The following is a 25,211-nucleotide window of genomic DNA, read 5'->3' as shown; positions in this document are numbered from 1 at the left end:
GGTATGACTCTAAGCCTGAACCTTTATCAAAAAATCGGTGCCCAAAATCACAAACTCGTTTTGCGTTCACCCAAAAGACTATGTAGGGTATGGGGATTATCTGAGAGTTTCCTGAGAATTCCTGCCAGAAGATCAGGACCCACCCGGGCACACCCTCAGATGAATATTTCACTCACGTCCGTGTTTGTTCATACAAACGCACTCACTCAAACAAGCCGACACGAACGGAAGAAAAACATGACCATAACTGCATCCAAAAACCCGGCACAGCGCCCGGCAAACCGCCGCCGTGCCACCATCGCTGCCTCCGCAGCACTGGCAACCGTCATCACCGGCGCGAACCTCCCCGCTACCTTCGGTGCAACCGCCTCCACCCGTAACGTATCCGGTACCACTTGCGTCGACGCAGGCTACCGCACCGTGCCGACCCTCGCGAACATCACCAACGTCGCACCCGGCCCGACCTGCTACTGGAACCCCGACCAGCAGGCGAAGACCATCGACACTCTCGCACCGGTCAACTCCTCCCTCACCAAGGAGCAGCTGACCGCCACCGAGAACACCTCGCCCCTGAGCGGCAAACTCGCCAGCGACTCCTTCGCAGCCCAGAAGCTCACCGGCACCGAAGCTGTCGCCGCCAACAGTAGCGAAATCAGCCGCACCTTCCTCGAATACAGTGCCGATGCGGGCAACCACCCCGTCACCACCGCCATCAACGCGGGCACCGTGAAGAAGGACCGCACCCAGACCGTCGGCGGCCACGAGAACATCCCGACCCTCGCCGTGAACTCCGCGAACCCGCACCAGGAGTACGTCGAGGTCGTCTCCCGCGATGGCCGCGTCAACGCCAACGCAGAGAACAAGCGCATCCTCACCGGCGGCGTCCCGATCCCCAAGTGGCTCGCTGAGGACCACGGCCTCTCCGGCGACCAGTCTGTCGCCCTCTACGACGAAGCAACCGGCATCTGGCGCTCCTACTTCAAGTTCGTCAAGGACGCAGACGCACAGACCTACACCAGCACCGCCCGCGTGCAGGTTGGCGGTGGCAACGCGTCCACCCCCAAGAGCGCCAAGATTCAGTACGACAACGTTGGCCGCGGCAACGCAGGCCAGACCGTCACCATCAAGGCGCCCGTCAGCATTGACGTGAAGTCCGGCAACGCCCGCACCTCCTACCCGATTGCTCGCGGCGCGAAGTTCCGCCTTGCAAAGAACGTGCCCGGCGCGTCCATCAACGAGACCACCGGCGAGATTACCTACAAGATTCCCGCAGGCACCCGCGGTACCGTGGACATTCCCGTCGCGGTTGACTACCCGGCAACCTACCACGTGTCCTCCGGCGGCTACATGCTCGCTAAGCCGAACTTTGGCGGCGTGGGCGAAGACAACTACTGGCTGACCCTCAAGAACGGCACCTCCTCCGTGGTGGGTCTGGCAAACGAGCTCACCCAGATTGGTGTGGACGAGCTCAAGGCAGGCAAGATCAACCACATGGTGTCCATCACCGCCGCTGACTACGCTGCACTGGTCTCCTCCTTCCCCGCGAAGGATACCGACGGCAAGATTGACGCGAGCAAGTACCCGAACGCACCCCGCGCGGGTCAGCGTGGCTTCCTGCCCGCCAGCTTTGATGTGGAAGAGCACCTGGCAAACACCGGCCACGCTGACGACCAGCTCAGCCGCATGATTCTGACCGCCATGAAGGAATACGGCTTCATCCTCACGGACCACAACCTCTTCACCAACGCATTCAACCTGGAGGCGGCAAGCTCCTACGCGCCCTACGCCCGCCAGGGTAAGAACGTGTACAAGGAAGACCCGCAGCTGGCGGCAATGTTCGCGAACTTCGTGCCCAGCGGCTTCACCGGCAACCAGTTCCCCTGGCAGCAGGTGCAGTGGATGCCCGTGAACTACACCGAGTCCGCTGAGAACACTGCACGCCGCGAGGGCACCCAGGTTCTGCCGCAGAGCAACAACCAGGCTGCCGACTCGAACGCTGACGCGCACAAGATTGCACGCCCCGTGACCGTGCGCCGCTCCGCCGTGCGTGCCCCCAAGGCTGACCGCATCAGCGATGCCGAGACTCAGAACGCGGCAGTGAACCAGGCTTCGGACGCCGTGAAGTTCAAGTACCCCTCGGATTCCTACGGCAAGACCGGCACCGGCTCCGGCGTGATCTACCAGCCCGCCGAGCACCACGCCACCGTCTACGCCGGCGAAACCGCAGTCGCGCAGAGCGTTCACCAGTCGCACAAGGTTTCCCCGAACTACCGTTACGCCCGCGACTACAACTTCCAGGAAATCGAGCAGACCCCGAACTTCCGCCCCAGCCGCTGGGTCAACAAGGAGAAGGTCAACACTGCTGGCGGCCAGTTCTCCAGCGCGGAGACCGGCATCCGTTTTGCCTCCAACGGCAAGACCGGCACCTACTCGATCGACCTGAACACCCACGACGTCACCGGCACCACCTGGGACCTGCGCCGCGACAACGGCACGAACATCACCGTGAACCGCACCGGCAAGGCACCCGCACGCATGTCCGATGTGAAGGCGAAGAAGGGCGCAGCCGCACAGCTGTACTCGATCCCGCTGAAGGTGCACGTGGTCGACAAGAACAGCCCCATCGCGCGTGAGGACTCCGTCTCCCTGTACTCGGGTACCACCCAGAACGTGGCAGTCCTGAACAACGACGAAGCATCCTTCGGCGCGTACAGCCGCGGTGAGACCGTGAAGAAGCTGGAGCTGCTCAACGAACGCGGCCAGGTCGTCAGCTCCTACAGCGACGAATACGGCACCTATCGTGTGGTGACCCTGCCCGACGGCACTCAGGGCATCGCGGTATCTGCTAAGAATAAGCAGGGCTTCGCACCGCTGGTCCGCTACCGCGCAGTGACCGACAAGGGCGTAAAGTCCGCTGAAGGTTACCTGCAGGTGGCAGTCGCCAACCGCTAAAGGCCTGCTAAGGTTGCATACCCGCGAGCATCAGCGCACATAGGGGAGAGGGGCACGCTCAAGAAAGCACGCCGTGCAGGCGTAACTTCCTTGACGTGCCCCCTTTCCTGTACATAAGGTGAAAATACTATGACTCAGAGCCAGCACACAGACCAGACCGAAACTAACACCACCCACACTGACCATGCCCACGAGCATGCATCGGACCATACCCACGAGGCGCCCGCCAACGCGCCTCTCTTCGAAGGGAGCGGCCCCAAGGACTGGGAGGAGCAGTTCGGCCCGTCCGTGGCGATCTTCTCGGCGCTCGCGAACCCGCTGCGCCTGGCCATTGCGCACCACCTGGTGCACCGCCCGCACAGCGTGAGCGAGCTGCACACCTGCCTGGGTATTTCGCAGCCGCTCGCCTCGCATCACCTGCGCATCCTGCGTGAGGCGCACGTGATTGACCGCGAGCAGCACGGCCGCACCACGATTTATCGCCTGAAGGACCATCACATTAGTCACATTGTGACGGACGTTCACGAGCATACGCGTGAGCATCATGCGGACTAGTCCGCCCTCAAGCTGAGCGTTGCCTGGGAGCCGTTGTAAGATGGTGTGTGTCCGTGCACCAGTACAGTGCGGAATAGTATGCGCACCCGCGGCGCCCCGAGCGGCCGCGAGCGCCTGAGTTAAGGAGACTTATGTCTGCCGCTGATTCTTCAGCAATTGTTATTAGCGTTTCCGGTGAGGAGCGCGAGGTCACCGCGAAGACTGCCGCTGAGCTGTTCGCTGACGACCCGAAGATTGTTGTGGCACGCGTGAACGGCGTGCTTGTTGATCTCTCCCACGAGCTGTCTGCTGGCGATTCCGTTGAGCCGGTTTTCATTCACGAACCGGACGGCCTGAACGTGCTGCGCCACTCCGCTGCGCACGTGATGGCGCAGGCGGTGCAGGAGTACCGCAAGGACGCCAAGCTGGGCATTGGCCCGTACATTACTGACGGCTTCTACTTTGACTTTGATGTGGCTGAGCCGTTCACCCCGGAAGATCTGAAGAAGATCGAGAAGTCGATGATTAAGATCATCAAGTCCGGTCAGCTGTTCCGCCGCCGCGTGGTCACCCACGATGAGGCTGTCGCCGAGATGGCGAACGAGCCGTACAAGCTGGAGCTGCTCTCCCTGAGCCAGGGCCCCGGTTCTGGTGCGGATGCTGCCGAGGGCGCATCCGTGGAGGTCGGCGAGGGTGAAATCACCATTTACGACAACGTGCACCCGAAGACCGGTGAGACCGTCTGGAAGGACCTCTGCCGCGGCCCGCACCTGCCGAACACTAAGCTGATTGCTAACGGTTACGCCCTGATGCGTGCCGGTGGCGCGTACTGGCGCGGTTCTGAGAAGAACCCCATGCTGCAGCGTATTTACGGTACCGCTTGGCCGACTAAGGACGAGCTGGTGGCGTACAAGGAGCGCATCGCTGAGGCGGAGCGCCGTGACCACCGCCGCTTGGGCCGTGAGCTGGACCTGTTCTCCTTCCCGAAGAACATTGGCCCCGGCCTGCCGGTGATTCACCCTAAGGGTGGCGTGATTAAGCGCGAGATGGAAGACTACGTGCGTACCCGCCACATTCAGGAGGGTTTCCAGTACGTCAGCACTCCGCACATTTCGAAGGAAGACCTGTTCTACACTTCTGGTCACCTTCCGTACTATGCGGATGGTATGTTCCCGCCCATGGAGCTGGATAACGGTCATTACCGTCTGAAGGCTATGAACTGCCCGATGCACAACGAGATTTACCGTTCTCGTGGCCGTTCGTACCGTGAGCTGCCGCTGCGTTTCTTCGAGTTCGGCACCGTGTACCGTGACGAGAAGTCCGGCGTGCTGCAGGGCCTGACCCGCGTGCGCATGATTACTCAGGACGACTCGCACTCGTATGTGACGAAGGAGCAGGCACCGGACGAGGTGCGTCACCTGCTGAAGTTCATGCTGAGCCTGCTTGAGGACTTCGGCATGACTGACTTCTACCTTGAGCTGTCTACCCGCGACACTGAGGGTGATAAGAAGGATAAGTTCATCGGTACTGATGAGCAGTGGGAGGCGGCTACCGCGGTTCTGGAGCAGGTTGCGAAGGAGACCGGCCTGGAGCTCGTCCCGGATCCGGGTGGTGCTGCGTTCTACGGCCCGAAGATTTCGGTTCAGGCGAAGGATGCTATCGGCCGTACCTGGCAGATGTCGACCGTTCAGTATGACTTCAACCAGCCGAGCCGTTTCGGTCTGGAGTACCAGGCTGCGGACGGTACCGTGCAGGAGCCGGTCATGATTCACTCGGCGAAGTTCGGCTCGATTGAGCGCTTCCTGGGTGTGCTGACCGAGCACTATGCGGGTGCGTTCCCGGCATGGCTCTCGCCGGTCCAGGTCATTGGTGTGCCGGTGGCTGAGGCGTTCAACGACTACATGACTGAGATCGCGGATAAGCTGCGTGCGCACGGTGTGCGTGTTGAGGTGGATTACGGTTCGGACCGCTTCACTAAGAAGATTCGTACCGCGTCTACTGAGAAGGTTCCGTTCATTCTGATTGCTGGCGGTGAGGATGCGGAGCACGGCGCTGTTTCGTTCCGTTTCCGCGGCAACAAGCAGGAGAACGGTGTGCCTGTGGATGAGGCTGTGGCACGTATTGTGGAGCATATCCGCAACCGCGTGAACGAAGACCCCAAGCCCAGCACGGAGGCTGCTGAGTAGTAGCGGTTAGGATGCGGGTTCGCCGGCGCGGCTAGACACAGATAACTGTGGTTGGCTAAGCCGGCGAACTTGTACCGACCCTATATATAGAAACCACCCCCTTTGCGGCGACAAGCTGCGGAGGGGTGGTTTTCAAAATAAGTTAGTAAGTACATTTTTCATGGAAGTTCCTTTAAGTTGGGAGACTTATATGACTATAAGCAATTATCGAATTGTTGAAAAAGCTAGCCTCGAAGCATACAATAATGCGGAGAAATCTGGAATATTTAAGAATATAGAAGAAATAGCCACCAAGGATAGAGAGCGTCTAGGATTCTATTTCTTTATATTAAGTAGTATTACTGGTGTCAAGGATATTAAAGAAATATCAGATATGATTATTGACACCGATTATATTCGAAGGACCACAGGTAATCCTAATAAAAATGATCTTGGAGTGGATGCTTACCATATAAAAAAAGATGGTGATGGGTATAAAATTAGTCTTTTTAACTTTAAATATAAAGATAACTATAGGTCAAAAGGATCGCTAACTGAAGATGATGTTAATTCGACGGTGAAATTTATTAACCACATTAGTAGCGAGCGCTTGGCCAAGATTGAAGAGGACCCAGAATATGAATACTCTTCACGAGCTATTAAAAATATTAAGAAATTAATGGATGGGAAGCCTGTATCCACCATAGAAATATATTTTGTCTCGAATAATAATATTCGAGCAAATAAAAATATATTTAGTGGATTTGAAGAATATAAAGTAACTGAGATGTGTTTAGAGGATATCGTGAACAGAATTACCAATGACCCACGGAATACGTCGGCAGTTATTCAAGTTAAAAAAGATCAGGTAATTGAATATGAAACTACTGGAGAAAAGCTGGGTAAATCGTGTATCTTCATTGCATCCCTATTCGAGCTGATGAGAATAACTTGTACTAATCAAGCCTATCGACTGCTTGAAGGAGAAGAAGGGGAAGAAGTAGCCGAAATAAATATTGATGATTTGAATAAAATAGAAATGGATAAATCTCTATTGGAGGACAATGTTAGAAATTACTTAGGTCGCACTAAATATAATAAAGACATAATTGATACAATTCGAGAAAGCGGAGATAGATTTTTTGCATATAATAACGGAATTACAATTATTGCGGATAGTGTTAATTCGAGAGCGAATATGCCATCTGATGTTAGTACTATCACTTTGGAGAATTTTCAAATTGTTAATGGTGGTCAAACTCTAAACTCAGTCTATGAATATATTGAGAATTCTGAGGATAAGACTGGTAAAAAGATAGAGTCGTTAAAAAATTCTTTCGTTCTTGTCCGTGCCTACTCGGTGGGATTGGCAAAACCTGAAGGGGAGAAGGAGGAGCTTGAATATTCATTAGGCGCCGAAATTGCGAAATATACAAATAGTCAGAATTCTATCAAGCCGGCTGATCTGCATGCTAATGATCCCATTCAAATTTCACTGCATTATTATTTGAGGCAATTTCAATATAATTACGTGCGAAAAAGTGGAAAGTCTGAATCTTTCTCCGGGTATCGTGATATAAACATGGAGTTAGCGGCTCAAATACTTATGGCAATTATGCGCGGTGAACCAGGTAAAGCTAGTAACAATAAGCGAGCATTGTTTGGAAAAGACTATAAGTCGATTTTTCATGATGGCCTGGATTTTAAAAATGTGAAAGAGTATATAGACTTTTATTTTAAGGTGTCGGATTATTATGAAGAAAAGGGGGTTAAAAGTGTTCAGCGAAAACTCTATACAATTTATGTTGGAAATAAATTTAAAGTAGGGGGTTTGCAAATTAAAACCATTAATTACTTAGAGGACTTCTTGGATTCTCGGGTTCAAAAATATATTAATAAAAAGAATGAAGAAGAAGGTAAAAAGAATGAGGAAGAGGTTAAAAATGGTGATGTTGGTCGAAAGATTAACTATCGTGTACTTATTTCTAAAGAGTTTAAAGAATTCCTGGATAGTGAAATTGAAGCAGAGATCGATAAGGAAAAAATAAAAATTGTCTAATGCCTTAGATGAGTGTGGGTCTACTAGTTTATTTGGCAATAATCTATTGGGGATCCTATGATTATTTACAATACTATTAATTTAATAGGTTTAAGTATTTGAAGGGCTGTAAAAATATATCCCAACTGACTAAATAGTTTGACTGCTTTTCATTCATAGCCATATAGATGTGTTGAGAGGTCGTTGTCATTCAGTGTATAGGTAGTTGAGGTAAAGATGTGGGATCGTCGGTGCGTCTAACAACTGTTAGTTTCAGGTGGCGGATCTGCACTGAATCTGTATACAGATATATAGAAACCACCCCCCCTTTGCGGCGACAAGCTGCGGAGGGGGTGGTTTTTTGTGCGTCTTGAGGGGGCGAGGGTGGGGGAGTGCGGTTGGGTGCATAAAGTTGTGTTGTGAGGGGAGTTTTTAGCTCCAGAGTGCTAGCGTGGTAGTAAGGCGAACGTCCATAGTCATTCAGAAAAAGGGTAGCTGGATGGTCCTGAAAATGATGTATCGCTATTGATTATTGAGGGAGCACGAGCGTATGAAGTCGAATAAGTATGTTCCTGTCGGGATGCTGTTCTTGATCCTGGCAATTATCTTGAATGTAGTGTCAAATGTCAGCGACCTGGTGCTTGGAATTCTCTATGGCATCTCAATAGCAGTATTGATTATTGGACTATTTAATAGTCGAAAATAGATGCTGCGACAGACGAAAACAGGCCCGGCGGGTCATCCGATTGGATAGCCTGCCAGGTTCTTCGGGAAGCAAAGTTTGGTTCATGAAGAAGTAGCAGCCTTTATCGTAGAAGGCGCATTTGAAAGGATTGAAGAATGGCAAGCATTGAAGTGATGAAAGAACGAGCTCGCATCGCGGGACGCTTCAACCTGTCTGCTCGCCGAAACCCGGAACACAAGGCACTTGTTGCGCTCGCTGCGCAGAAGGCGGGAGGGGAGTGCCATGTTATCCCCGTTGCTCCCGGCGAAGATGAGGCTGACGTACTCGACCGTGCACGCAAGGTTGCGGGCGGTAAACCGGTCATTATCGTGACAGAGGCTGACGGGGAGCTTCGCGCCCGCCTTTTCAATACAGATATATAAATATCTGCGCTATCGTTCAAGAATTTCTATGAGGAGAATTTGGTGGCTATTAATATGGAAACCACAGCAAAATATATAGCAGACAAAAACCTTTTCTCGAAAGCTTTCTGCGTTTTCGTATCTGCTTACTCTATGTCGGTAATTTACTCTCTCTGGAACCATACAGGACTGAGCGGCCTCATGGGTATTTCAAAATTTCTTGAATGGGTTCATTTTGACGCTCTAGCTAAGCCAGTTGCCGATGTTGCTACTTTCCTTCAGCAAGAACCCTTGTCCGGGTCGCAGAGTATAATTTGTATTTTTGGATGGATATGCATGTTTGTTAGTGCTATTTCCATGAAGCAGATCAGGAGTGGAGGGCTGCAGATTGTAGCCTTTACGCTATGGGTGTTTACGTTGTGGGATTTTCATGCATTTAATTTTCTGGGGATTTTTTCTTTAATTTTTCTGGCGGCTTTATCTTTTTCAGAGCAGAATCCGACATGTTTACGGGATAAGAAGTCGCGTTCTGAAGTATTGGAGAGCATGCTTGTGCTGATGTTGTATATAGGGGTTTATGTAGTGTATATACCACTTGCATTTATTGCGATATTTAGCGGAATGTGGTCGTTCAAAAATAAATGATTAGCGAGGGACCCGGCGGACTATCACATAAGATAGCCCGCCGGGTCCCTTCTTTCGTCAGCTTATGCGCTCAACCCGTTAGCGGGTGGTGCGTTCGAGCAGCTGCAGCACGTTCTGGTAGCTGTGGCCGGTCGCCTCCGTCATGCCCTGCTCACAGGTGCGGTTCGCCGAAATGTATGCGGCGAACTGCTTCTGCTCGCTCAGCTCAGAAGCCTCAGCCTCCGTAGCGCTCGCCGTCAGCTCCGGGTGCAGCATACCGCGGTCACCCGCATAACCACAGCAACCCCAGTGCTTCGGCACGTACACGTCGTCACTCATCGCGTTCGCAATCTTCTCAAACGCAGGCTGAGTACCCAAGTGAGTCATGGAGCAGGTCGGGTGCAGAGCAATCGACGGCAGGGGAGCGGACACGGTCAGCTTGTCCAGCATGTTATCGGCGGCGAACTGAACCGCATCGTACATGCGCAGACGCGAGTAGTCCGGCTCACCCGGCTTCAGGCCGTTCACGATCTTGTGCTCAAGCGCCTCAATAACCTTCTTGCGCATTACCTCAAGGCCCTCAGTACAGGACGAAGCGTCACACACGACCGGCAGGCGGCCACCGTCAGTAGCCTCCCACAGGGACTTCAGCACACGGTCGCTCATGATCGAGTAGCCGTCGGTGAAGCCCTTCGACTTCCACGGGGTGGAGCAGCACATCTCACCAATGTTGTCCGGGATGCGGTACTTCACGCCGGTACGCTCGCACAGGCGGATGAACGCCTGGGTTGCGTTGACCGGGTCGTGCTTGCCGTCGCCGTCCACACCGCCGAACATGGAGTTCACGCAGGCGGGGAAGAACACAATCTCAGCGGTTGCGTCCTTGTGCGGCTTACGTGCCGGGCCACCAACCGGCAGGTCCTTCTTGTAGGAAGGAACCATGTCGTCACCCATGACCTTGCGGGCAATGTTGGTGGTGCCGTGTACCACGGGGAACGGCAGCTTCTTCGCCACGGTCAGCGACTTACCGGCGACCTTGTCCATGATGCCCCACTGCTGCGCGGCGATCTTCCAGCCGGTAGCAGCCAGCTTGTCCTGGTTCTCGGAACGCAGGCGGCGAATCAGGTCACCGGTGTTGATGTTCACGGGGCAGCGGGTCTGGCACATGCCGTCCACAGCACAGGTCTCAATGCCGTAGTACTCGTACTCCTTACGCAGGCGCTCAGCGAGCTCGTGATCGCCGTTCGCCTCAGCGGCAGCAATCTCACGGCGCAGCACAATACGCTTACGGGGGGTCAAAGTCAGGTTACGGGAGGGGCAGACCGGCTCACAGTAGCCGCACTCCACACAGCGGTCGACTTCTTCCTCGACGGTTTCAGCGACCTTCAGGTCGGTCACGTAGTCGGTGTCCGGCTCAACCAGCAGAACACCGGGGTTCATGAAGCCCTTCGGGTCAATGAGGCGCTTAATCTGGCGCATCACGTCGAAGAGTTCGTCACCGAACTGGCGGCTCACAAACGGAGCCATGATACGGCCGGTACCGTGCTCAGCCTTCAGCGAGCCTTCGTTACCGAGAATCAGCTGAACCATTTCTTCGGTGAACTCGCGGTAGCGGTCCAGCTGCTTCGGGTCGCGGAACTGCTCGTTCAGCATGAAGTGGATGTTACCGTCCTTCGCGTGGCCGAAGATCACGGAGTCCTGGTAGCCGTGTGCGTCGAACAGCTTGGTCAGGTCGCTACAGGTGTTGCCCAGAACCTCAACAGGAACAACCACGTCTTCCAGCAGTGCGTTAGTGCCGGAGCGGCGGTTACCCGCAACGGTGGTGTACAGGCCGCGGCGTGCCGCCCACAGTGCGTTACGCTCAGACAGCTTGCTGGTCATCGACACCGGCGAAGCCACCGGCAGGCTCTTAAACATGGGTGCCGCAGCGGCAGCCAAGTCGCTCAGCTCCTGCTCGGAGTTGCCCTGGAACTCAACCAGCAGGGCGGCGTGGTCCTTCACGTCGATGGCGGCGAGCGCCTCCGCAGCCTGACCGGTACGCTGAGCCACACGAATACTGGTGGCGTCCATCAGCTCGACGGTAGCGAGCTTGTTAGCAACCAGTTCGGGCACGGAGCGTGCAGCATCAATCAGGTTGTCGAACACGAGCAGGCCGGTAGAAATGTTCTTCAGAATCGGCAGGGTGCGGTAGGTTGCCGAAGCAACAAAACCGAGGGTGCCTTCCGAACCAATCAGCAGGTGCTGCAGAATGTCCACGGGGGTTTCAAAGTCGACCAGGGAGTTCAGGCCGTAACCCATGGTGTTCTTCATGGAGTACTGCTGGCGAATCTTCGCCATGGATTCGGGGTTCTCGGTGACGCGCTTACGCAGGCGTAGCAGGCCCTCGTGAAGTTCAGGTTCGAGGGAGCGCAGCTTCTGGTCGGCGTCCGGTTCTGCGGTGTCAATGATGGTGCCGCTGGGCAGCACGAACACCATGGAGTCGAGGGTGTTGTACGTGTTGTACTTGGTGCCCGAAGACATGCCGGAGGAGTTGTTCGCGACCACACCACCGACGGTGCAGGCGGACCAGGATGCCGGGTCGGGGCCGAGCTTGTAGCCGTAGGGTGCCAGGTAGTTGTTGACCATCATGATGGTCGCGCCGGGCTGCACGCGAACCTTCTTGCCGTCTTCAAGGACTTCAATTTTCTTGAAGTGGCGGCGGGTGTCGATCATGAGGCCGTCGCCGCTGGACTGACCGGAGAGGGAGGTGCCGCCGGAGCGGAAGGTCAGCGGCAGGCCGAGGTCGCCGGCTGCGCGGAAGATGTTGGCGACGTCTTCGGCAGAGTCGGGGCGAACCAGACCCGCGGGAACGAGGAGGTAGTGGGATGCGTCGTGTGCGATTGCCAGGCGCTCCAGTTCGGAGACGCTGGATTCGACTGCCTCGGCGCGCGCATCGGAGAGTAGGCGCTTGAGTGTGTCCTCGTAGGGGGACTTGAGTGCTTCGGACGTGTTTGACACAACGGTGGTCATGATCTGAGCTTCCTTACTGGTGAAGGGTGTGAATGCTGTCCTTATCCCAGTATCTGCTCTTGAACACCGTCTTTTCCTGTTAGCTATGGCTAAGCTTGGCGACTACTTGTCACCATAAAGGGGGTGGGTCATACACCGTGCTGATGGGCAGGTTTGCCGCGTATTTGCTGGTTTTCCGGGGGAAATACGCCCGGGCCTGCGGAGGCGCACCCACCACACTCTGAACGCTGTGGCTGCTCTTAGGCGCGGCCGCCGAGGGCCGTAACATTCCTGTGGCTAACCAAAAAGGCGGCTAGCCCAAAAAGAAAGTGTGGGGCAGAAAGCTACATGCTTTCCGCCCCACGCTTGTGTAACGTTTAGGCTTCGTCGAAGAAGTCCTCATCAAGCTTCATGATGGTGTACGTACGTGCTACCTGTACACCAACACCGTACTTAATCATGAGGCGCGCCAGGTGCTCACCATCAATCAGAACGAGGGAAACTCCGCCACCAAGTTCCTCCGCATAGGTGCGTGCGTCAGACGTATAGGAGCTCGACGTGATGAACACTCCCTGCGTTGCCTTGCCGTGCAGTGCGCCCACAAAGCTCTGAAGGGCAGGGCGTCCCACCACATTGTCCTTGGCGTAACGCTTAGCCTGGACATAAATCTTTGAAAGACCCAACGCATCCTGGTCAATGATTCCGTCCACGCCGCCGTCATTGGAAGCCGGAGTAACGGTGCCGCGTCCTGCCGGGCCACCGTAGCCCATCGCCAACAGAACATCCACCACCAGATGCTCAAAAGCAGTCGGAGACATTGCGCGGACACGTTCCAAAATATCGTGCGTCAGCGCGGACTCAATCTGAGTGATGCTTTCATCAATGAGTTCCTGCGGGGTGCTATCAGATACCTCAGAGGGGGCAGTCGTGACGGTAACGGTCTTGGCAACGGTCTTCGGGGTTTCCTGCGGGTCCTGCTCGGAACTATCAGACTGGGAACGCTCACGCGTGCTGCGGGCGGAACGAACGATATGTGCGACGACATCATCAGGGATGCCCCCAGGATGGGCTTCAATCAGCTTCAAGCCTTCGTCAGAAATAACCTGCTGACCGCGGCGAGGGGAATCAACCGCACCGAACATCTTGAGATAGGTCAATCCCCAACTAATACGGTCCACATAAACGGGACGCTTGCCGTTCGGCAGGTAGGGTAGCAGCTGCTCGTCAGAAAGCGGGTAGCGCTCCGCTACAGCGCTATAAATCTCTTTATTGGTGCGGGGGTTGCCGTCAGATAGATAGGCAAGAATGCCGGGAATGAATTCGTAGAACTTGGGAAGTTCAACCTGAGTCGTATCAGGCGACTGAGCGGTCATAGGTGTATCTCCATTGATTAATAACGGCGGGTAGTCCGTTCTTAATATACCTCTAATACAAAAGATAATCGTTACCAGAGGCACCCGTTTTCCCTTGTACAGGCTTTATTCGCGCTGCGGCTACTCCGAGGCGTGGTTGCTCTTAGGCGCGGCCGCCGAGCGCCGTAACATTCCAGCTGGCAGTACTATCAGAAGTCACCACACCACAGAACAGGGGAGAACCCGCCGAAGCACGCACCCCCAAATCCTCCACAAACACACGCCCACCCGCAGGCACACTACGCTCCTTACGATCCACACCCGCACAATACACCATCATCTTCGCGCCCGAACGGTTCTCCACCGCAACCGAACCGCCGCCCATATCGTGCACAAAACCGCGGCTGCCCTGCATCTGAATCTCGCCCACCTCAGCGCTCTGGCTCGTCAGTGGCACGCCATCAGGCGCCTCAAACTCACCGGAAGAATCAATACCCGCCGCACGAACCGACACCATCCACTCAGCATCATCAGTCAACTGCGAGGTCGAAGCCGTCACACGCGCCGAACTATACGGCACACTCACCGCACCAGCAGACTTAGCGGAACCAGAAGAGCCGGAACCAGAAGAGCCGGAACTAGAAGGGCTCGGCGCCGACGCGCTCGCCGTATTACGAACCCACACGCCCGCACCCTCACCCGAACCGCCAGCAACCACCTCAACCTGAGTGCCCGAACCGTCAGAGACAGAAACCTTCATCGTGCCCTCCGGCTCACCGCGACGCTCAAACTCCACATACGAATAGGAGGCGGGCGCCGCTGGGCCCTCAAAAACCGCCTCCTCAACGGGGCCGCGACCCGTAAACAGACGGAAACCCTCAGAATCCTGAAGCACCGGCGCCGTCGCGTGGCTCGCCGCAGTCGGCGTAGATGAAGCCTCAGCAGACGCAGAAGGGGAGGAGTTTAGGGTGGCGCATCCGCCCAGGGCGGTGGCGAGCGCACCGGAGAAGCAGAGGCTCGTGCCCAGCTGACGGAAGCTCAGTTGACGAGAACCCGACTGACGGAAGTTCGGCTGGCGGGAGAAGAAAGCGGTGGTGTGTGAAGGCATGAGGCACTCCGATGTGCGGGGCGGCAACGTTGCGGGGCAGTAACACTGCGGGGCAGTAATACAGCTGGATAGCGCAACCGACGTGATAGGTACACCACATATTGTGTCAGGTTAAATGCCCGCAGTGCAAAGACCGTGGCGCGGCGTAAAGACCGCCCCTAAAGGTCACAGTGCAACGAAATAGAAACGCAAACGCAACAGCGCGGAGTATCATTCACACTATGGATAAGGCGGCACAGAACCAGGCAAATAACGCGGCAGAGAGCAGTACAGCACCCAATACGTCAGGCTCAGCATCGGAGGCGGACAATCCGGCGGGTGCGTCCGTGCGCCCTGAAACTGCCGCATCTGAAGGCGCTGCGCAGAATATCACCCAGTCAGATAGTGCTCAGTCGGAGAACGACAAGCCGGAGAGTGCCAAGCAGGGGAGTACCGCCGCAGAAGCTAGCCCGGCAGTAACTAGTGCAGCAACTAGTCCCGCAGAGTCCAGCCCCGCCGCATCTACCCCCGCGGGGGCAACCGCCCTGCACGTTGATGCCATGCGCCTGGACAGCAGCCGTGCGGTCTACTCCACCGACCTGGACCCCGACGACGACTACGAAGAGGTCGTCGAAGAGTACGCCACCACCGACGCGCCGGACGGTACGCACCGCGAGGAGCGTCGCATCACCCGCACCACGCATCACCCGCACGGCAAGGGCGACCAGAAAGCTGGCACCCAGAAGGCAGGCACCCAGGGTAACCCTGATAGTGCCGCCGAGATTATTGACGCGGGCGAACCTGAAACGCACACCACGACCATCCGCACGGTCACCCGCACCGTCACGGACCCGCCGCGTCGCGCCCCGCGCACCCGCCTGTTCCGCACGCTCAGCAAGTACCGCGGCGAGAAGAACCTGGCGGCGTGGGAGGAACGCTCCTCCCGACCCATGTTCGTGGCGTCCGTACTGTACCTGCTCGCGTTTGCCGCGCCCATCATGAGCACGCGCATCCAGGAGCCGTACGACGGGTACCTCAACATCCTTCAGCTGATTCTGTGGGGCCTATTCGCCGCCGACTACTGCATTCGCCTGTACCTGGCGCCACGGCGACTCTACTTCATCACGCATAACCTGATGAACCTGGCGATTGTGCTGCTGCCAGCGTGGCGTATCGTTAGCTTCCTCGCCATGATTCACCTGACCACCAACCGCCAATATAAGAGGCTCTCCGAGCTGGCGGTGAAGCTCTTCGGATACACCGCGATCTTCATCATCATGTTCGCCCTGGCGATTTATTCGGTGGAGTCCTCCGAGCCGGGCGCGATGATCCGTGACCTGCCCACCGCCTACTGGTGGACGTTCACGACCCTCGCCACGGTCGGTTACGGCGACGTCTACCCGATCACCGGTATCGGCAGGGTTATCGCAGTGGTCGTCATGCTGTACGGCGTGGGTATGGTCGCGGTCGCGACCGGTGCGCTCGCCAGCTGGATTATCGAAAAGATTGGTGGCAGGGAGGAGCAGGAGTACCCCGCAACCAAGGCTGACGTGGACGATCTTCGCCAGGAAATTTCTGAGCTGCGTGCCCTGCTGGCTCGTGAGTATGCGCGCCGTGAAGCCCGCGACTATACGTTGCGTGAGGTCGTGGATGAAGACGGTGTGCACCCGGTTCCTTCGGAGGCGGAGGCGGCACGCCGCGCCGGTTTCAGCGCCGCCGCGGGCTTTACTGCCCCTGGTACTCCTGGCGCTCCGGGTGCTGCTGCGGCAGCTTCTGCGGAGGCTACCCCGAACACCGCACCCGGCGCCGCGCGGGCTGGTGAACCTGCCGACTCCTCGGCATCTCATGAGGTTGCGGTGCGCGAGCAGGAGCCGGTCGCCCTGCTGGAGGAGACCCGCCAGACGTTCACGATTATTCGCGAGAAGTTCTCGTTGCGTTCCCGCAAATAATAGGAGCCTGCGAACAGTAGCTGGGCTGTGGTAGCGCAGATAGCAGCGCATATATGACAGTTCGGTTGAGGCTCGGCACTCAAACCCACACCGCGTACCCGTTGTGGCGGTGGGTTTGGGTGCCGAGCCCACGTGTAGGCAGATTAAGCGCCGCACTTGCCACCGAGCGGGATATTTTGCCTTGTCGAGGCAAAAATAGCCCGTGTGGAGTGCAAATTGAGGGTTGCGCCCGTGAAAAATGCCCCGCCTTAAGGTCTAATGTGACCAAACTATCTTTTAAAAATGGCCGCCACTGGTGAAACTCCTAGCCAGAGCCTATAAACTATCTACCGTGCCGGTTATCGAACGCCCTGTAGCCCAACGCGCTACGGGGTGTCGTCGTATCCCCACCTCACTCACGGGGAGGCACCACTCAACTCACAAACTCACTCAAACACATACACTGTTAGGACACGTTCGTGGCACCTAAGTCCGCCCTGGGCGCGCTCACTCTACTCGTCGGCGCGCTCTCCCTCACCGCGTGCGCATCTGCGCCGAATAATGCCTCCGCAAGTGCGGTTGTTGACCCCGCAGCTTTTGAAACCGCCGAGCCCAGCGCCGCCTCCGCTCCCGGCGACGCTAGCACCGGAATCAAGGCGGCGGCTAGCGTCTCGCACGACCCGTCGATTCACCCGACCGCAACTCAGCCCACTGAGACCCCCGCGCCGGACAACACCAGCAACCAAGAGCCCGCCGCATCCGACGCGACGGCTGTGCCCTCTTCCGTGCTCGCAACCCGCTCGACTGCGAGCGCTGACGGCACCTGGGTTCAGCAGGACTCCACCAACCTCGAGAACTACATGGATGCCGTCATTCACGACGGCGTTATTGAGGTGACTTACCACCTGAACCACGAAGAGCTGGCAACCCCCTTCTGGGTCGGCACCTTCGAAGCAAAAGACGGCAACTTCAGCTACATTTCCCGCGTGGACCGCGCGAAGCTGGCGCGTGCGCCGTACGCCTCCGATAAGGAAACCAAGGAATTCGTCATGGAGGACGGCGTGCTGAGCTTCCCCATGACCTTTGAGGGTGCCACTCGCATCATTCACCTGGAAAAGCAGCACAGCTAAGCGCGCTGCCGGGGGAGTTATCTCATATCTGGCACGCATGACGGACGGGGCGTTCCCGTTGCCGCGTGCGGGCTATAGAATGGGACTATGAGCGAGAACACGACCCCCGAGCATGGCACCGCAGCCTCGGTGCAGGATTCCTTCGAGCTGCCCGGCGCACCGGACCAATTCCAGCGCCTGTGGACCCCTCACCGCACCGCCTACGTGAGCGGCGGCCAGAAGGATTACACCGAGAAGACCTGCCCCTTCTGCACTGCGCCCAGCCGCAGTGACGAGGAGTCGCTGATTGTGCACCGCGGCGAGCATGCCTTCGTGATTCTCAACCTCTACCCGTACAACCCCGGCCACCTACTGGTCTGCCCGTACCGCCACATCCCGTTCTACGATGATGCGACCGAGGCGGAGACCCTTGAGATTGCGCAGCTGACCCAGCTTGCGATGAAGGTTCTGCGCGAGGTTTCGCATAACGACGGCTTCAACATCGGCATGAACCAGGGCAAGGTGGGCGGCGCGGGCATTGCTGATCACCTGCATCAGCACATTCTGCCGCGCTGGAGTGGGGACACGAACTTCCTGCCGATTATTGCTCAGACGAAGACCATGTCTCGCACGCTGGATGATATGCGCTCTGCGATTGCGGGGGGGTTTGCCCGCCTCAGCTAGATGGCGTGGCTCATCCGTCAGATAGTCCGGCTGAGCGGCTTGGTGATTTTGAAATTTTGCACTAATTGCTTCAATTTGCCAGCTAGTGCACAGAAATTCTGCGTCATAAATGCGCAGATTGGGCAGTCGATGCGTATTTGAATGATGTTATGTCCATTGGATATGGCAAAGTTTTAAATGCAGCGACGCTGCGGGGAAGCTTCCGGCTTCCATGAACACCGCATAGCTCACCGAAAAATAGCGGTCACCGATCGCTTTCGGGCTTGGCAGGGTAAGCGCCCTGCCTCAACCACAGAGGTCAGCGCCTCAGCTGAGAACCCACCCCGTCGTGCGTGAACGCACGGCAACACTGCGAGGGGTGCGGATCAGCGTGAAGGACGCTGGCCTCTTTTTGTGTTCTGCGGATGCGCGTGGCAGATGCGTGTGGGGGCGAGCGCGCCGGGAATGTGCGGAACGTCTAGGGTGAGCCCGCCGGTCGTGCCACGAACCCGCCAGACCCGCTAGATTTGCCAGCACTAGATGTACCAGACCCGCTAGAGTGGAATGCTATGGACTACCCCAAACTGCTTGAGACTGCTTTTGATGAGTTTGCTGCTGCGCCCGCCGCCGGTAATAATGCCGCCGCCGGTGATTCTGTAGGCGCGCCGCAGCTACTCATCTGGAGGCAGATCCGCTGGTCCAACCGCCGCCCGCTCATTGAGGTGGAACCGGTCGTGCCCGGAGGGGTCGCGGAAGGAACTCATAGCCGGGCATCTCAAGCGGCGGGGAAGAGCACCCCTAACCAGGAAGGAAGCCTCGCGCAGCCTGGCGTTCCGAGCGGGGTTCGCATCCAGATTCCGTTGACCCCCGGCGCCTACCTGGGGTTGCGCATTCCGCGCGATAGCGCGGGGGAACTCTACCGCTACTGCGCCGGCTACACCACCGGCACGAGCAATGACGCCGCCCCCGAATCCGCCGGAATCCGCCGTGTACCCTGCCCCGAAGGCACCCGCATCCAGCGTGGCCAGCAGTGCCCGCGCTGCACCGCCCGCGACGAATTTACCGCCCTGCACAGCGCGCACCTGTACCCCGGAACGCTCACCGAATCCATGCGCGCCTACGCCATGCTGGAGCATCGCCTCTACATCGCGACCTTCCCCGACGGCACACACAAAGTCGGCACGAGCTCCCTGCATTCGACCCCGCGCCGCCTGGATGAGCAGGCGGTCGCCACCGCCACCTACATTGCGCTCGCACCCGACGGCCTTGCCATTCGCCGCGCCGAGGATGCCGTGACCGCCCTCGCGAAGATTCCGCAGGTCAAGCAGGTGGCGAGCAAGTACCGCGCCTGGACGAACCCGCTGCCCGGCGCGCAGCTTCGCACTGCCCATCAGGAGGCGGTCGCCCGCGCCCGCGAAGCGCTCGCTGAGCTGGCGCGCACCGACCCGGAGGTGCCGCTCACCGCCCTGGATGAGCCGTGGATTCCGTCGCTCGCCATGAACCGCCCGTACGCGGCTCTGCGGGCGCAATCGCCCGAACCGCTAGCGCCGTGTGATTCTGGTCTGGAGAGCGGGTCGGCTGGTTTCTTCTGCACGGGTGCGGCGGGTCAGTTTTTGAGCGCCCACACCGGCGATGCTGACGCGGCGTTCCTGGTGAACACTGCCGCGTGGCGGAATGTGCTGGTGGAGCCTGCGCAGGAGTTCACGCGGGTGAGGGTGCAGGGTTCTCTGTTCTAAACGGGCTCGCTGTTCTAATACCCCCGGCGCTCCGCTCTAGCCGGAGCCCCGCACCAAACGCCTGCACCAAACCCCCAGTAACCCCGCCCCGTCCGGCATGAGCGAACGAGCCCGGCGGACCATTCAGCCGTTGGCGTGCGTGTACTAAAATGGTAAGCATGTCCAAACCCCTCATTCGTCTTCTCGGCCAGGGCGTACGCGCCGCGACTAAGCTTCGCGGCGGCGGCTCCGCCTTCCCCGGCCTTGTCATGGAAAAATTGCACCCCGACTTCGTCGCTGAAGAGCTCGCGAAGCTGCCCTACGGCGTGGTTGTTGTCTCCGGCACGAACGGTAAGACCACCACCACGAAGATGGCTGTGCAGCTGCTTGAAGCTCAGGGTCTGAAGGTTTTCACTAACCGCACCGGTTCGAACTTTGTGCGCGGTGTTGCCGCGGCACTGCTGGGCGAGATGACCCTCGGCGGCAAGCTTGACGCTGATATCGCTGTGCTTGAGCTGGACGAGGCGCACGCCGTGCACTTCGTCAAGGCCGTCAAGCCCGACTACGCTCTGCTGCTGAACGTTCTGCGTGACCAGCTGGACCGCTTCGGTGAGATTGACACGACCCGCCGTATGCTGGCGACCGTCGCCTCCGCAACCACCGGTACCGTGGTGCTCAACCGTGAGGACCCGCGCATCCGCTCCCTCGCTGAGAACGTGCAGCCGGGCGTGACCGTCAAGTACTACGGCCTGGATGAGTCCCTGCGCTCGTACTTCCCTTCGGATGATGAGATGCGCGGCGGCACCGTCGCGAAGGCGACCCTGCCCGAGGCAGACGTCACTCTGACCGCGTTCTCCGGCACCTCCGCAACCTTCGACCTGGCGGGTGTGGAGCGAGTCGGCGAGATTAACCTCTACGGCATTTACAACATCTTCAACGCGGCTGGCGCTATGGCGCTGACCCGCGCCGTCATGGGTGAGAAGCTCAACGAAGATAAGCTCATCGCCGAGCTGGCGAAGATTACCCCCGCCTTCGGTCGCGGTGAGACTCTGAACGTGAACGGCCGCCCGCTGCAGTTGCTGCTGGTGAAGAACCCGAGCGGTTTCCGCCTGTCCCTGGCGAGCGCGAACGCTGACGACTACGCCACCATGATCACGATTAACGATCAGTACGCTGACGGTCGTGACGTGTCCTGGCTGTGGGATGTTGACTTCGACAGCTTGAAGAAGACCGGCGTGCAGATGGTTTCGGGTGTGCGCGCCTGGGATATGGCGCTGCGCCTGGAGCATGACGGCGTGAAGGTTGACGAGGTCAACGAGAACCTCGCCGATGCGCTCAAGGGCTTCATTGCCTCCAGCGGTAACGCGCCCATGCGTATTTTCTGCACCTACACCGCAATGCTGGCTCTGCGTGAAGAGCTCGCAAAGATCACTGACGTTGAGAGGGTTTCCTAATGACGGCAACTCACACTTTTGAGGGCACCCCCGCCTCCGGCCCCAATAACGGTAAGACTCTGCGTATTCTGCAGCTGTACCCGCTCGACATGAACATTTACGGCGACTGGGGTAACACCCTGGCGTTGGCTCGTCGCGCGCAGGCGCACGGCTTTGACGTGCAGATTCTGGACCACAACCCCGGTCAGCCTTTCCCGGAAGATGTTGACATTATTCTGGGTGGCGGCGGTCAGGACTCGGGTCAGTCCGTGATTCAGGATGACCTGCACGCGAACGGTGACACGCTGCGCTCGCTGGCTGAGGACGGCGTGCCCATGCTCGTCATTTGTGGCCTGTACCAGCTGTTCGGCAAGGAATTCCGCACCCGTGAGGGTGAGGTGCTGAAGGGTATCGGCATTTTTGATGCGCACACCGTCGGCGGCGATGACCGCCTGATTGGCAACATCGTTGAGGAGTCTGCGGAGTTCGGCACCGTCATTGGTTTTGAGAACCACTCGGGCCTGACCTACCTGGGCGAGGGTTGCACCCCGCTGGCGACCGTCACCAAGGGCGACGGCAACAACGTGACTGATACTTACGAGGGTGCGCGCGTGCACAACGTGATTGGCACCTACCTGCACGGTTCGTTGCTACCGAAGAACCCGAAGATTTCGGACTACCTGATTGAGCAGGCGGCTCAGCGTAAGTTTGGCGAGTTCGCGCCGAACACGATTGACGACTCACTGGTGGAGAAGGCACGCGCTTCGGCTGCATCTCGCCCCCGCTAGCCTATTCCTGGCGGTGGCGTGCACTTTCTGAGGTGGTGTGCGCCTCCGCTACGGTATAGTTATGTGAGTACAGTACGGTGCGTGGGACGTTTCGCCGTGTCCGCACAGAGGTTTTGACTAAGGGAGATACGAATGTCCGGTCACTCTAAATGGGCGACTACTAAGCACAAGAAGGCTGCTATCGACGCTAAGCGCGCGAAGGCTTTCGCGAAGTTCATTAAGGCAATTGAAGTTGCAGCACGTATGGGCGGCGCTGATATTGCTGGTAACCCCGCTCTTGACCTGGCTGTGTCGAAGGCGAAGAAGAACTCCGTTCCTAACGACAACATTGACCGCGCAATCAAGCGTGGTGCTGGCCTGACAGGTGAGACCATTGACTACACCGAAATCATGTACGAAGCACGCGGCCCGCAGGGTACCGCTCTGTACATTGAGTGTCTGACCGATAACCGTAACCGTGCAGCGTCTGAGGTTCGCCTGGCTGTGACCCGTAACGGCGGCACCATGGCTGACCAGGGTTCGGTTGCGTTCCTGTTCGAGCGTAAGGGCGTTGCTGAGGTCACCAAGACTGACGGTCTGACCGAGGACGACGTTCTGATGGCTGTTCTGGATGCAGGTGCCGAAGAGGTTCTGGACGAGGGCGATATCTTCACCGTTGTTTCCGCAGCGACCGACCTGCCCGAAATCCGTAAGGCACTGGACGAGGCTGGCCTGGAGTACAACAACGATGACCCGGTCTTCCGCCCGACCATGCAGGTTGACCTGGACGCTGAGGGTGCTAAGAAGTTCATGAAGCTGGCAGACGCTATTGAAGAGCTCGACGACGTTCAGAACGTCTACTCGAACGCTAACGTTTCTGCTGAGGTCATGGCAGAGCTGGAAGCTGAGTAATCACAGCTGAGTAATCACTCAGGTTCTGATATCTGATGCTTGAAGAAGCCGCTCCTTTAACCGAGCCGCCGTAGGGTGGCTGGTTGGGGGAGTGGCTTCTTAGCGTCTTGGGGATGTTCACGTGCGGTGACTGCGCTTGTGGTGACCGCGCTCGTGGCACGCCCCGGTGCCGGGTGCTAGGATTCTGAAGGGCTAGAATCTAGAGATTCTATAGGGAGTTTGTCGAAAGGGGAGATGATGGCCGCCGCTCAACCTGCCGCACGCGATAGCATGCGCGAGAACCGTACTGCCGCCGCCGTGGAGCGTGTGCCGGGTGCAACCCGCATCATGGGTGTTGACCCGGGTCTGACCCGCTGCGGCTTCTCCATGCTCGATATGACCGCCGACCGTAAGGCGCACTTCGTGAACGTGGGTGTTGCCGGCACAATCCCGGCGGAGTCCCTGGACCAGCGTATTCTCTGGATTTTCAACGCCGCCTCCCACTGGCTCGACACCTACAAGCCGGATGCCCTGGCGATTGAGCGTATCTTCGCTCAGGAGCAGGTGAACACGGTGATTGGTACGGCGCACGCTTCGGGCGCGGTGATTTCTGCTGCGGCGATGCGCGGCGTGCCGGTGTTCTTCCATACCCCTTCGGAGGTGAAGGCGGCGGTGACCGGTAGCGGCCGCGCCGATAAGGCGTCGGTGGGTCGTATGGTGACCCGCATTTTGGGGCTGGATTCCATGCCGAAGCCCGCCGATGCTGCTGATGCCCTGGCGATTGCGATCTGTCACGGCTGGCGTGGCGGCGGCATCGGTTCGGGTATCAACATGGCGGCCCAGACGCAGACTCACCAGGGTTCACGCCCGGCGCAGGCTCGCCGTGGCGGGGCGTTGACTCCGGCGCAGCGTGCCTGGATGGAGGCGGAGGCGCGCGCTCGCCGCTAGAGGTGCCACCGCTAGAGGTGCCTTTGTGGGCTTATGTGCCGCCTCCTGCTGGCTCGCATGTATTCGCTAAGAAGTTCGAATATATGCTTGATTTCAGAAGAAATATTCTAATATACTTGTAGTGTCTCCCCGTTGAACTGGGGGAGAGCGTTCTGTGGGTGCCGGAGTTTCCGGTGCCCTCACACTGCCGCGAGCCTCATTCCTGGGCGCGGTGTTGAAAGGTGGAGAGAAATGATTGCATCCCTGACCGGTCGTGTGGCTCAGGTGGGCCTTGATCATGCGGTGATTAACGTGAACGGTTTCGGCATGCTCGTGTACGCTACCGCGCGTACTCTCTCCAAGTTGCGCACCGGTGAGGAAGCTACCGTGCTGACCACCATGATTGTGCGTGAAGAGTCGATGACTCTGTACGGTTTTTCGGAGCCTGCCGAGCGTGAAGTGTTCGATATGATGCTTTCGGTTTCCGGTATTGGTCCGCGTATTGCCCTGGCGGTGTTGAGTGTTCACACTGCCGCTGAGGTGGAGCGCGCCGTGGCGACCGGCGATGATAAGGCGTTCACGAAGGTTCCCGGTATCGGCCCGAAGGGTGCCCGCCGTATTGTACTGGAGCTTGCCGGCAAGCTGATTCTGAGCGATGGCCAGACCGATGAGCTGCCGCTGAGCCAGGGCATTGTCTGGAAGCCGCAGGTGCTTGACGCTCTCACCTCTTTGGGCTGGAGCGAGAAGGACGCTTCCGCCGCTATTGACGCTTACGTGCAGCACAACCCTGCCGCAGAGACTGAGCCGGTGGGTGTGGCTCTGCGCGGTGTGCTCGCATCCTTGGGTACTCAGAACACGGTGGGCCGCCACTAAGCGGCGCGCCCTGTTCGACGTATCCCACTCAAACTTTTGTGAAAGAAGAATTCTATGAGCCAGAATCCCTATGAGCCGC

General features: G+C 57.8%; 18 protein-coding genes. 15 read left to right on the top strand and 3 right to left on the bottom strand.

Annotated elements, in window-relative coordinates; all coding sequences use genetic code 11:
• Nucleotides 1-237: 237 nt before the first annotated feature.
• The 6 genes from HMPREF2528_RS07695 to HMPREF2528_RS07670 all read left to right on the top strand — a co-directional run bounded on the left by HMPREF2528_RS07695 (nt 238) and on the right by HMPREF2528_RS07670 (nt 9,420).
• Nucleotides 238-2,952: a Rib/alpha-like domain-containing protein gene (locus HMPREF2528_RS07695; RefSeq protein WP_070543637.1), complete on the top strand. Its 2,715-nt coding sequence runs from the start codon at nt 238-240 to the stop codon at nt 2,950-2,952.
• A gap of 129 nt (nt 2,953-3,081) precedes the next feature.
• The gene (locus HMPREF2528_RS07690) at nt 3,082-3,507 is read left to right on the top strand and encodes an ArsR/SmtB family transcription factor (protein WP_070543635.1); all 426 of its coding nucleotides are present in this window, start codon (nt 3,082-3,084) and stop codon (nt 3,505-3,507) included.
• Between the two features lie 131 nt (nt 3,508-3,638).
• Nucleotides 3,639-5,672: a threonine--tRNA ligase gene (gene thrS / locus HMPREF2528_RS07685; protein ID WP_070543634.1), complete on the top strand. Its 2,034-nt coding sequence runs from the start codon at nt 3,639-3,641 to the stop codon at nt 5,670-5,672.
• Nucleotides 5,673-5,862: 190 nt separating this feature from the next.
• On the top strand, nt 5,863-7,710 hold the full coding sequence (locus tag HMPREF2528_RS07680) for an AIPR family protein (RefSeq protein ID WP_044142736.1): 1,848 nt from the start codon (nt 5,863-5,865) through the stop codon (nt 7,708-7,710).
• 819 nt (nt 7,711-8,529) lie between these two features.
• Nucleotides 8,530-8,796, top strand: coding sequence for a hypothetical protein (locus HMPREF2528_RS07675; protein ID WP_005508789.1), 267 nt, complete (start codon nt 8,530-8,532; stop codon nt 8,794-8,796).
• A gap of 42 nt (nt 8,797-8,838) precedes the next feature.
• Nucleotides 8,839-9,420 carry a hypothetical protein gene (locus HMPREF2528_RS07670; RefSeq protein ID WP_044142733.1) on the top strand — a complete coding sequence of 194 codons (582 nt, stop codon included), beginning with the start codon at nt 8,839-8,841 and terminating at the stop codon, nt 9,418-9,420.
• Between the two features lie 78 nt (nt 9,421-9,498).
• On the opposite strand, the gene HMPREF2528_RS07665 is transcribed toward HMPREF2528_RS07670, so the two are convergent.
• From HMPREF2528_RS07665 to HMPREF2528_RS07655, 3 genes are all read right to left on the bottom strand, one after another.
• Entirely contained in the window at nt 9,499-12,408 is a 2,910-nt protein-coding gene (locus tag HMPREF2528_RS07665) for an FAD-binding and (Fe-S)-binding domain-containing protein (protein ID WP_070543633.1), read from the bottom strand.
• A gap of 356 nt (nt 12,409-12,764) precedes the next feature.
• Nucleotides 12,765-13,760, bottom strand: coding sequence for a restriction endonuclease (locus HMPREF2528_RS07660; RefSeq protein WP_070543631.1), 996 nt, complete (start codon nt 13,758-13,760; stop codon nt 12,765-12,767).
• A gap of 142 nt (nt 13,761-13,902) precedes the next feature.
• Entirely contained in the window at nt 13,903-14,847 is a 945-nt protein-coding gene (locus HMPREF2528_RS07655) for a hypothetical protein (RefSeq protein ID WP_070543629.1), read from the bottom strand.
• Between the two features lie 221 nt (nt 14,848-15,068).
• On the opposite strand from HMPREF2528_RS07655, the gene HMPREF2528_RS07650 reads away from it, so the two are divergent.
• From HMPREF2528_RS07650 to ruvA, 9 genes are all read left to right on the top strand, one after another.
• Complete coding sequence (locus HMPREF2528_RS07650; RefSeq protein ID WP_070543627.1) at nt 15,069-16,775, top strand: potassium channel family protein; 1,707 nt, start codon at nt 15,069-15,071, stop codon at nt 16,773-16,775.
• Nucleotides 16,776-17,233: 458 nt separating this feature from the next.
• Nucleotides 17,234-17,884, top strand: coding sequence for a hypothetical protein (locus tag HMPREF2528_RS07645; RefSeq protein ID WP_070543625.1), 651 nt, complete (start codon nt 17,234-17,236; stop codon nt 17,882-17,884).
• An 87-nt stretch (nt 17,885-17,971) separates the two neighbouring features.
• The gene (locus HMPREF2528_RS07640; RefSeq protein ID WP_070543622.1) at nt 17,972-18,547 is read left to right on the top strand and encodes an HIT family protein; all 576 of its coding nucleotides are present in this window, start codon (nt 17,972-17,974) and stop codon (nt 18,545-18,547) included.
• 548 nt (nt 18,548-19,095) lie between these two features.
• Nucleotides 19,096-20,262 carry a hypothetical protein gene (locus HMPREF2528_RS07635; RefSeq protein ID WP_070543620.1) on the top strand — a complete coding sequence of 389 codons (1,167 nt, stop codon included), beginning with the start codon at nt 19,096-19,098 and terminating at the stop codon, nt 20,260-20,262.
• Between the two features lie 149 nt (nt 20,263-20,411).
• Nucleotides 20,412-21,695 (top strand): Mur ligase family protein, encoded by a 1,284-nt coding sequence (locus HMPREF2528_RS07630; RefSeq protein WP_070543618.1) that lies wholly within the window; start codon nt 20,412-20,414, stop codon nt 21,693-21,695.
• Nucleotides 21,695-22,462 carry a type 1 glutamine amidotransferase gene (locus HMPREF2528_RS07625; protein WP_070543616.1) on the top strand — a complete coding sequence of 256 codons (768 nt, stop codon included), beginning with the start codon at nt 21,695-21,697 and terminating at the stop codon, nt 22,460-22,462. Before HMPREF2528_RS07630 ends, HMPREF2528_RS07625 begins: the two co-directional genes overlap by 1 nt.
• Before the next feature lie 132 nt (nt 22,463-22,594).
• Entirely contained in the window at nt 22,595-23,353 is a 759-nt protein-coding gene (locus HMPREF2528_RS07620) for a YebC/PmpR family DNA-binding transcriptional regulator (RefSeq protein WP_005505854.1), read from the top strand.
• Between the two features lie 237 nt (nt 23,354-23,590).
• A complete protein-coding gene (ruvC, locus tag HMPREF2528_RS07615; RefSeq protein WP_070543613.1) occupies nt 23,591-24,280 on the top strand; it encodes a crossover junction endodeoxyribonuclease RuvC in 690 nt (229 codons plus the stop codon).
• A gap of 231 nt (nt 24,281-24,511) precedes the next feature.
• Nucleotides 24,512-25,132, top strand: a complete 621-nt coding sequence (gene ruvA, locus HMPREF2528_RS07610) for a Holliday junction branch migration protein RuvA (RefSeq protein ID WP_005505871.1) — start codon at nt 24,512-24,514, stop codon at nt 25,130-25,132.
• Nucleotides 25,133-25,211 lie beyond the last annotated feature (79 nt).

This window comes from Rothia sp. HMSC078H08 (genome assembly GCF_001808955.1).
Lineage (GTDB): Bacteria > Actinomycetota > Actinomycetes > Actinomycetales > Micrococcaceae > Rothia.
Note: the sequence above shows the minus strand (reverse complement) of the source record. Positions and strands in the feature narration are given on the sequence as shown.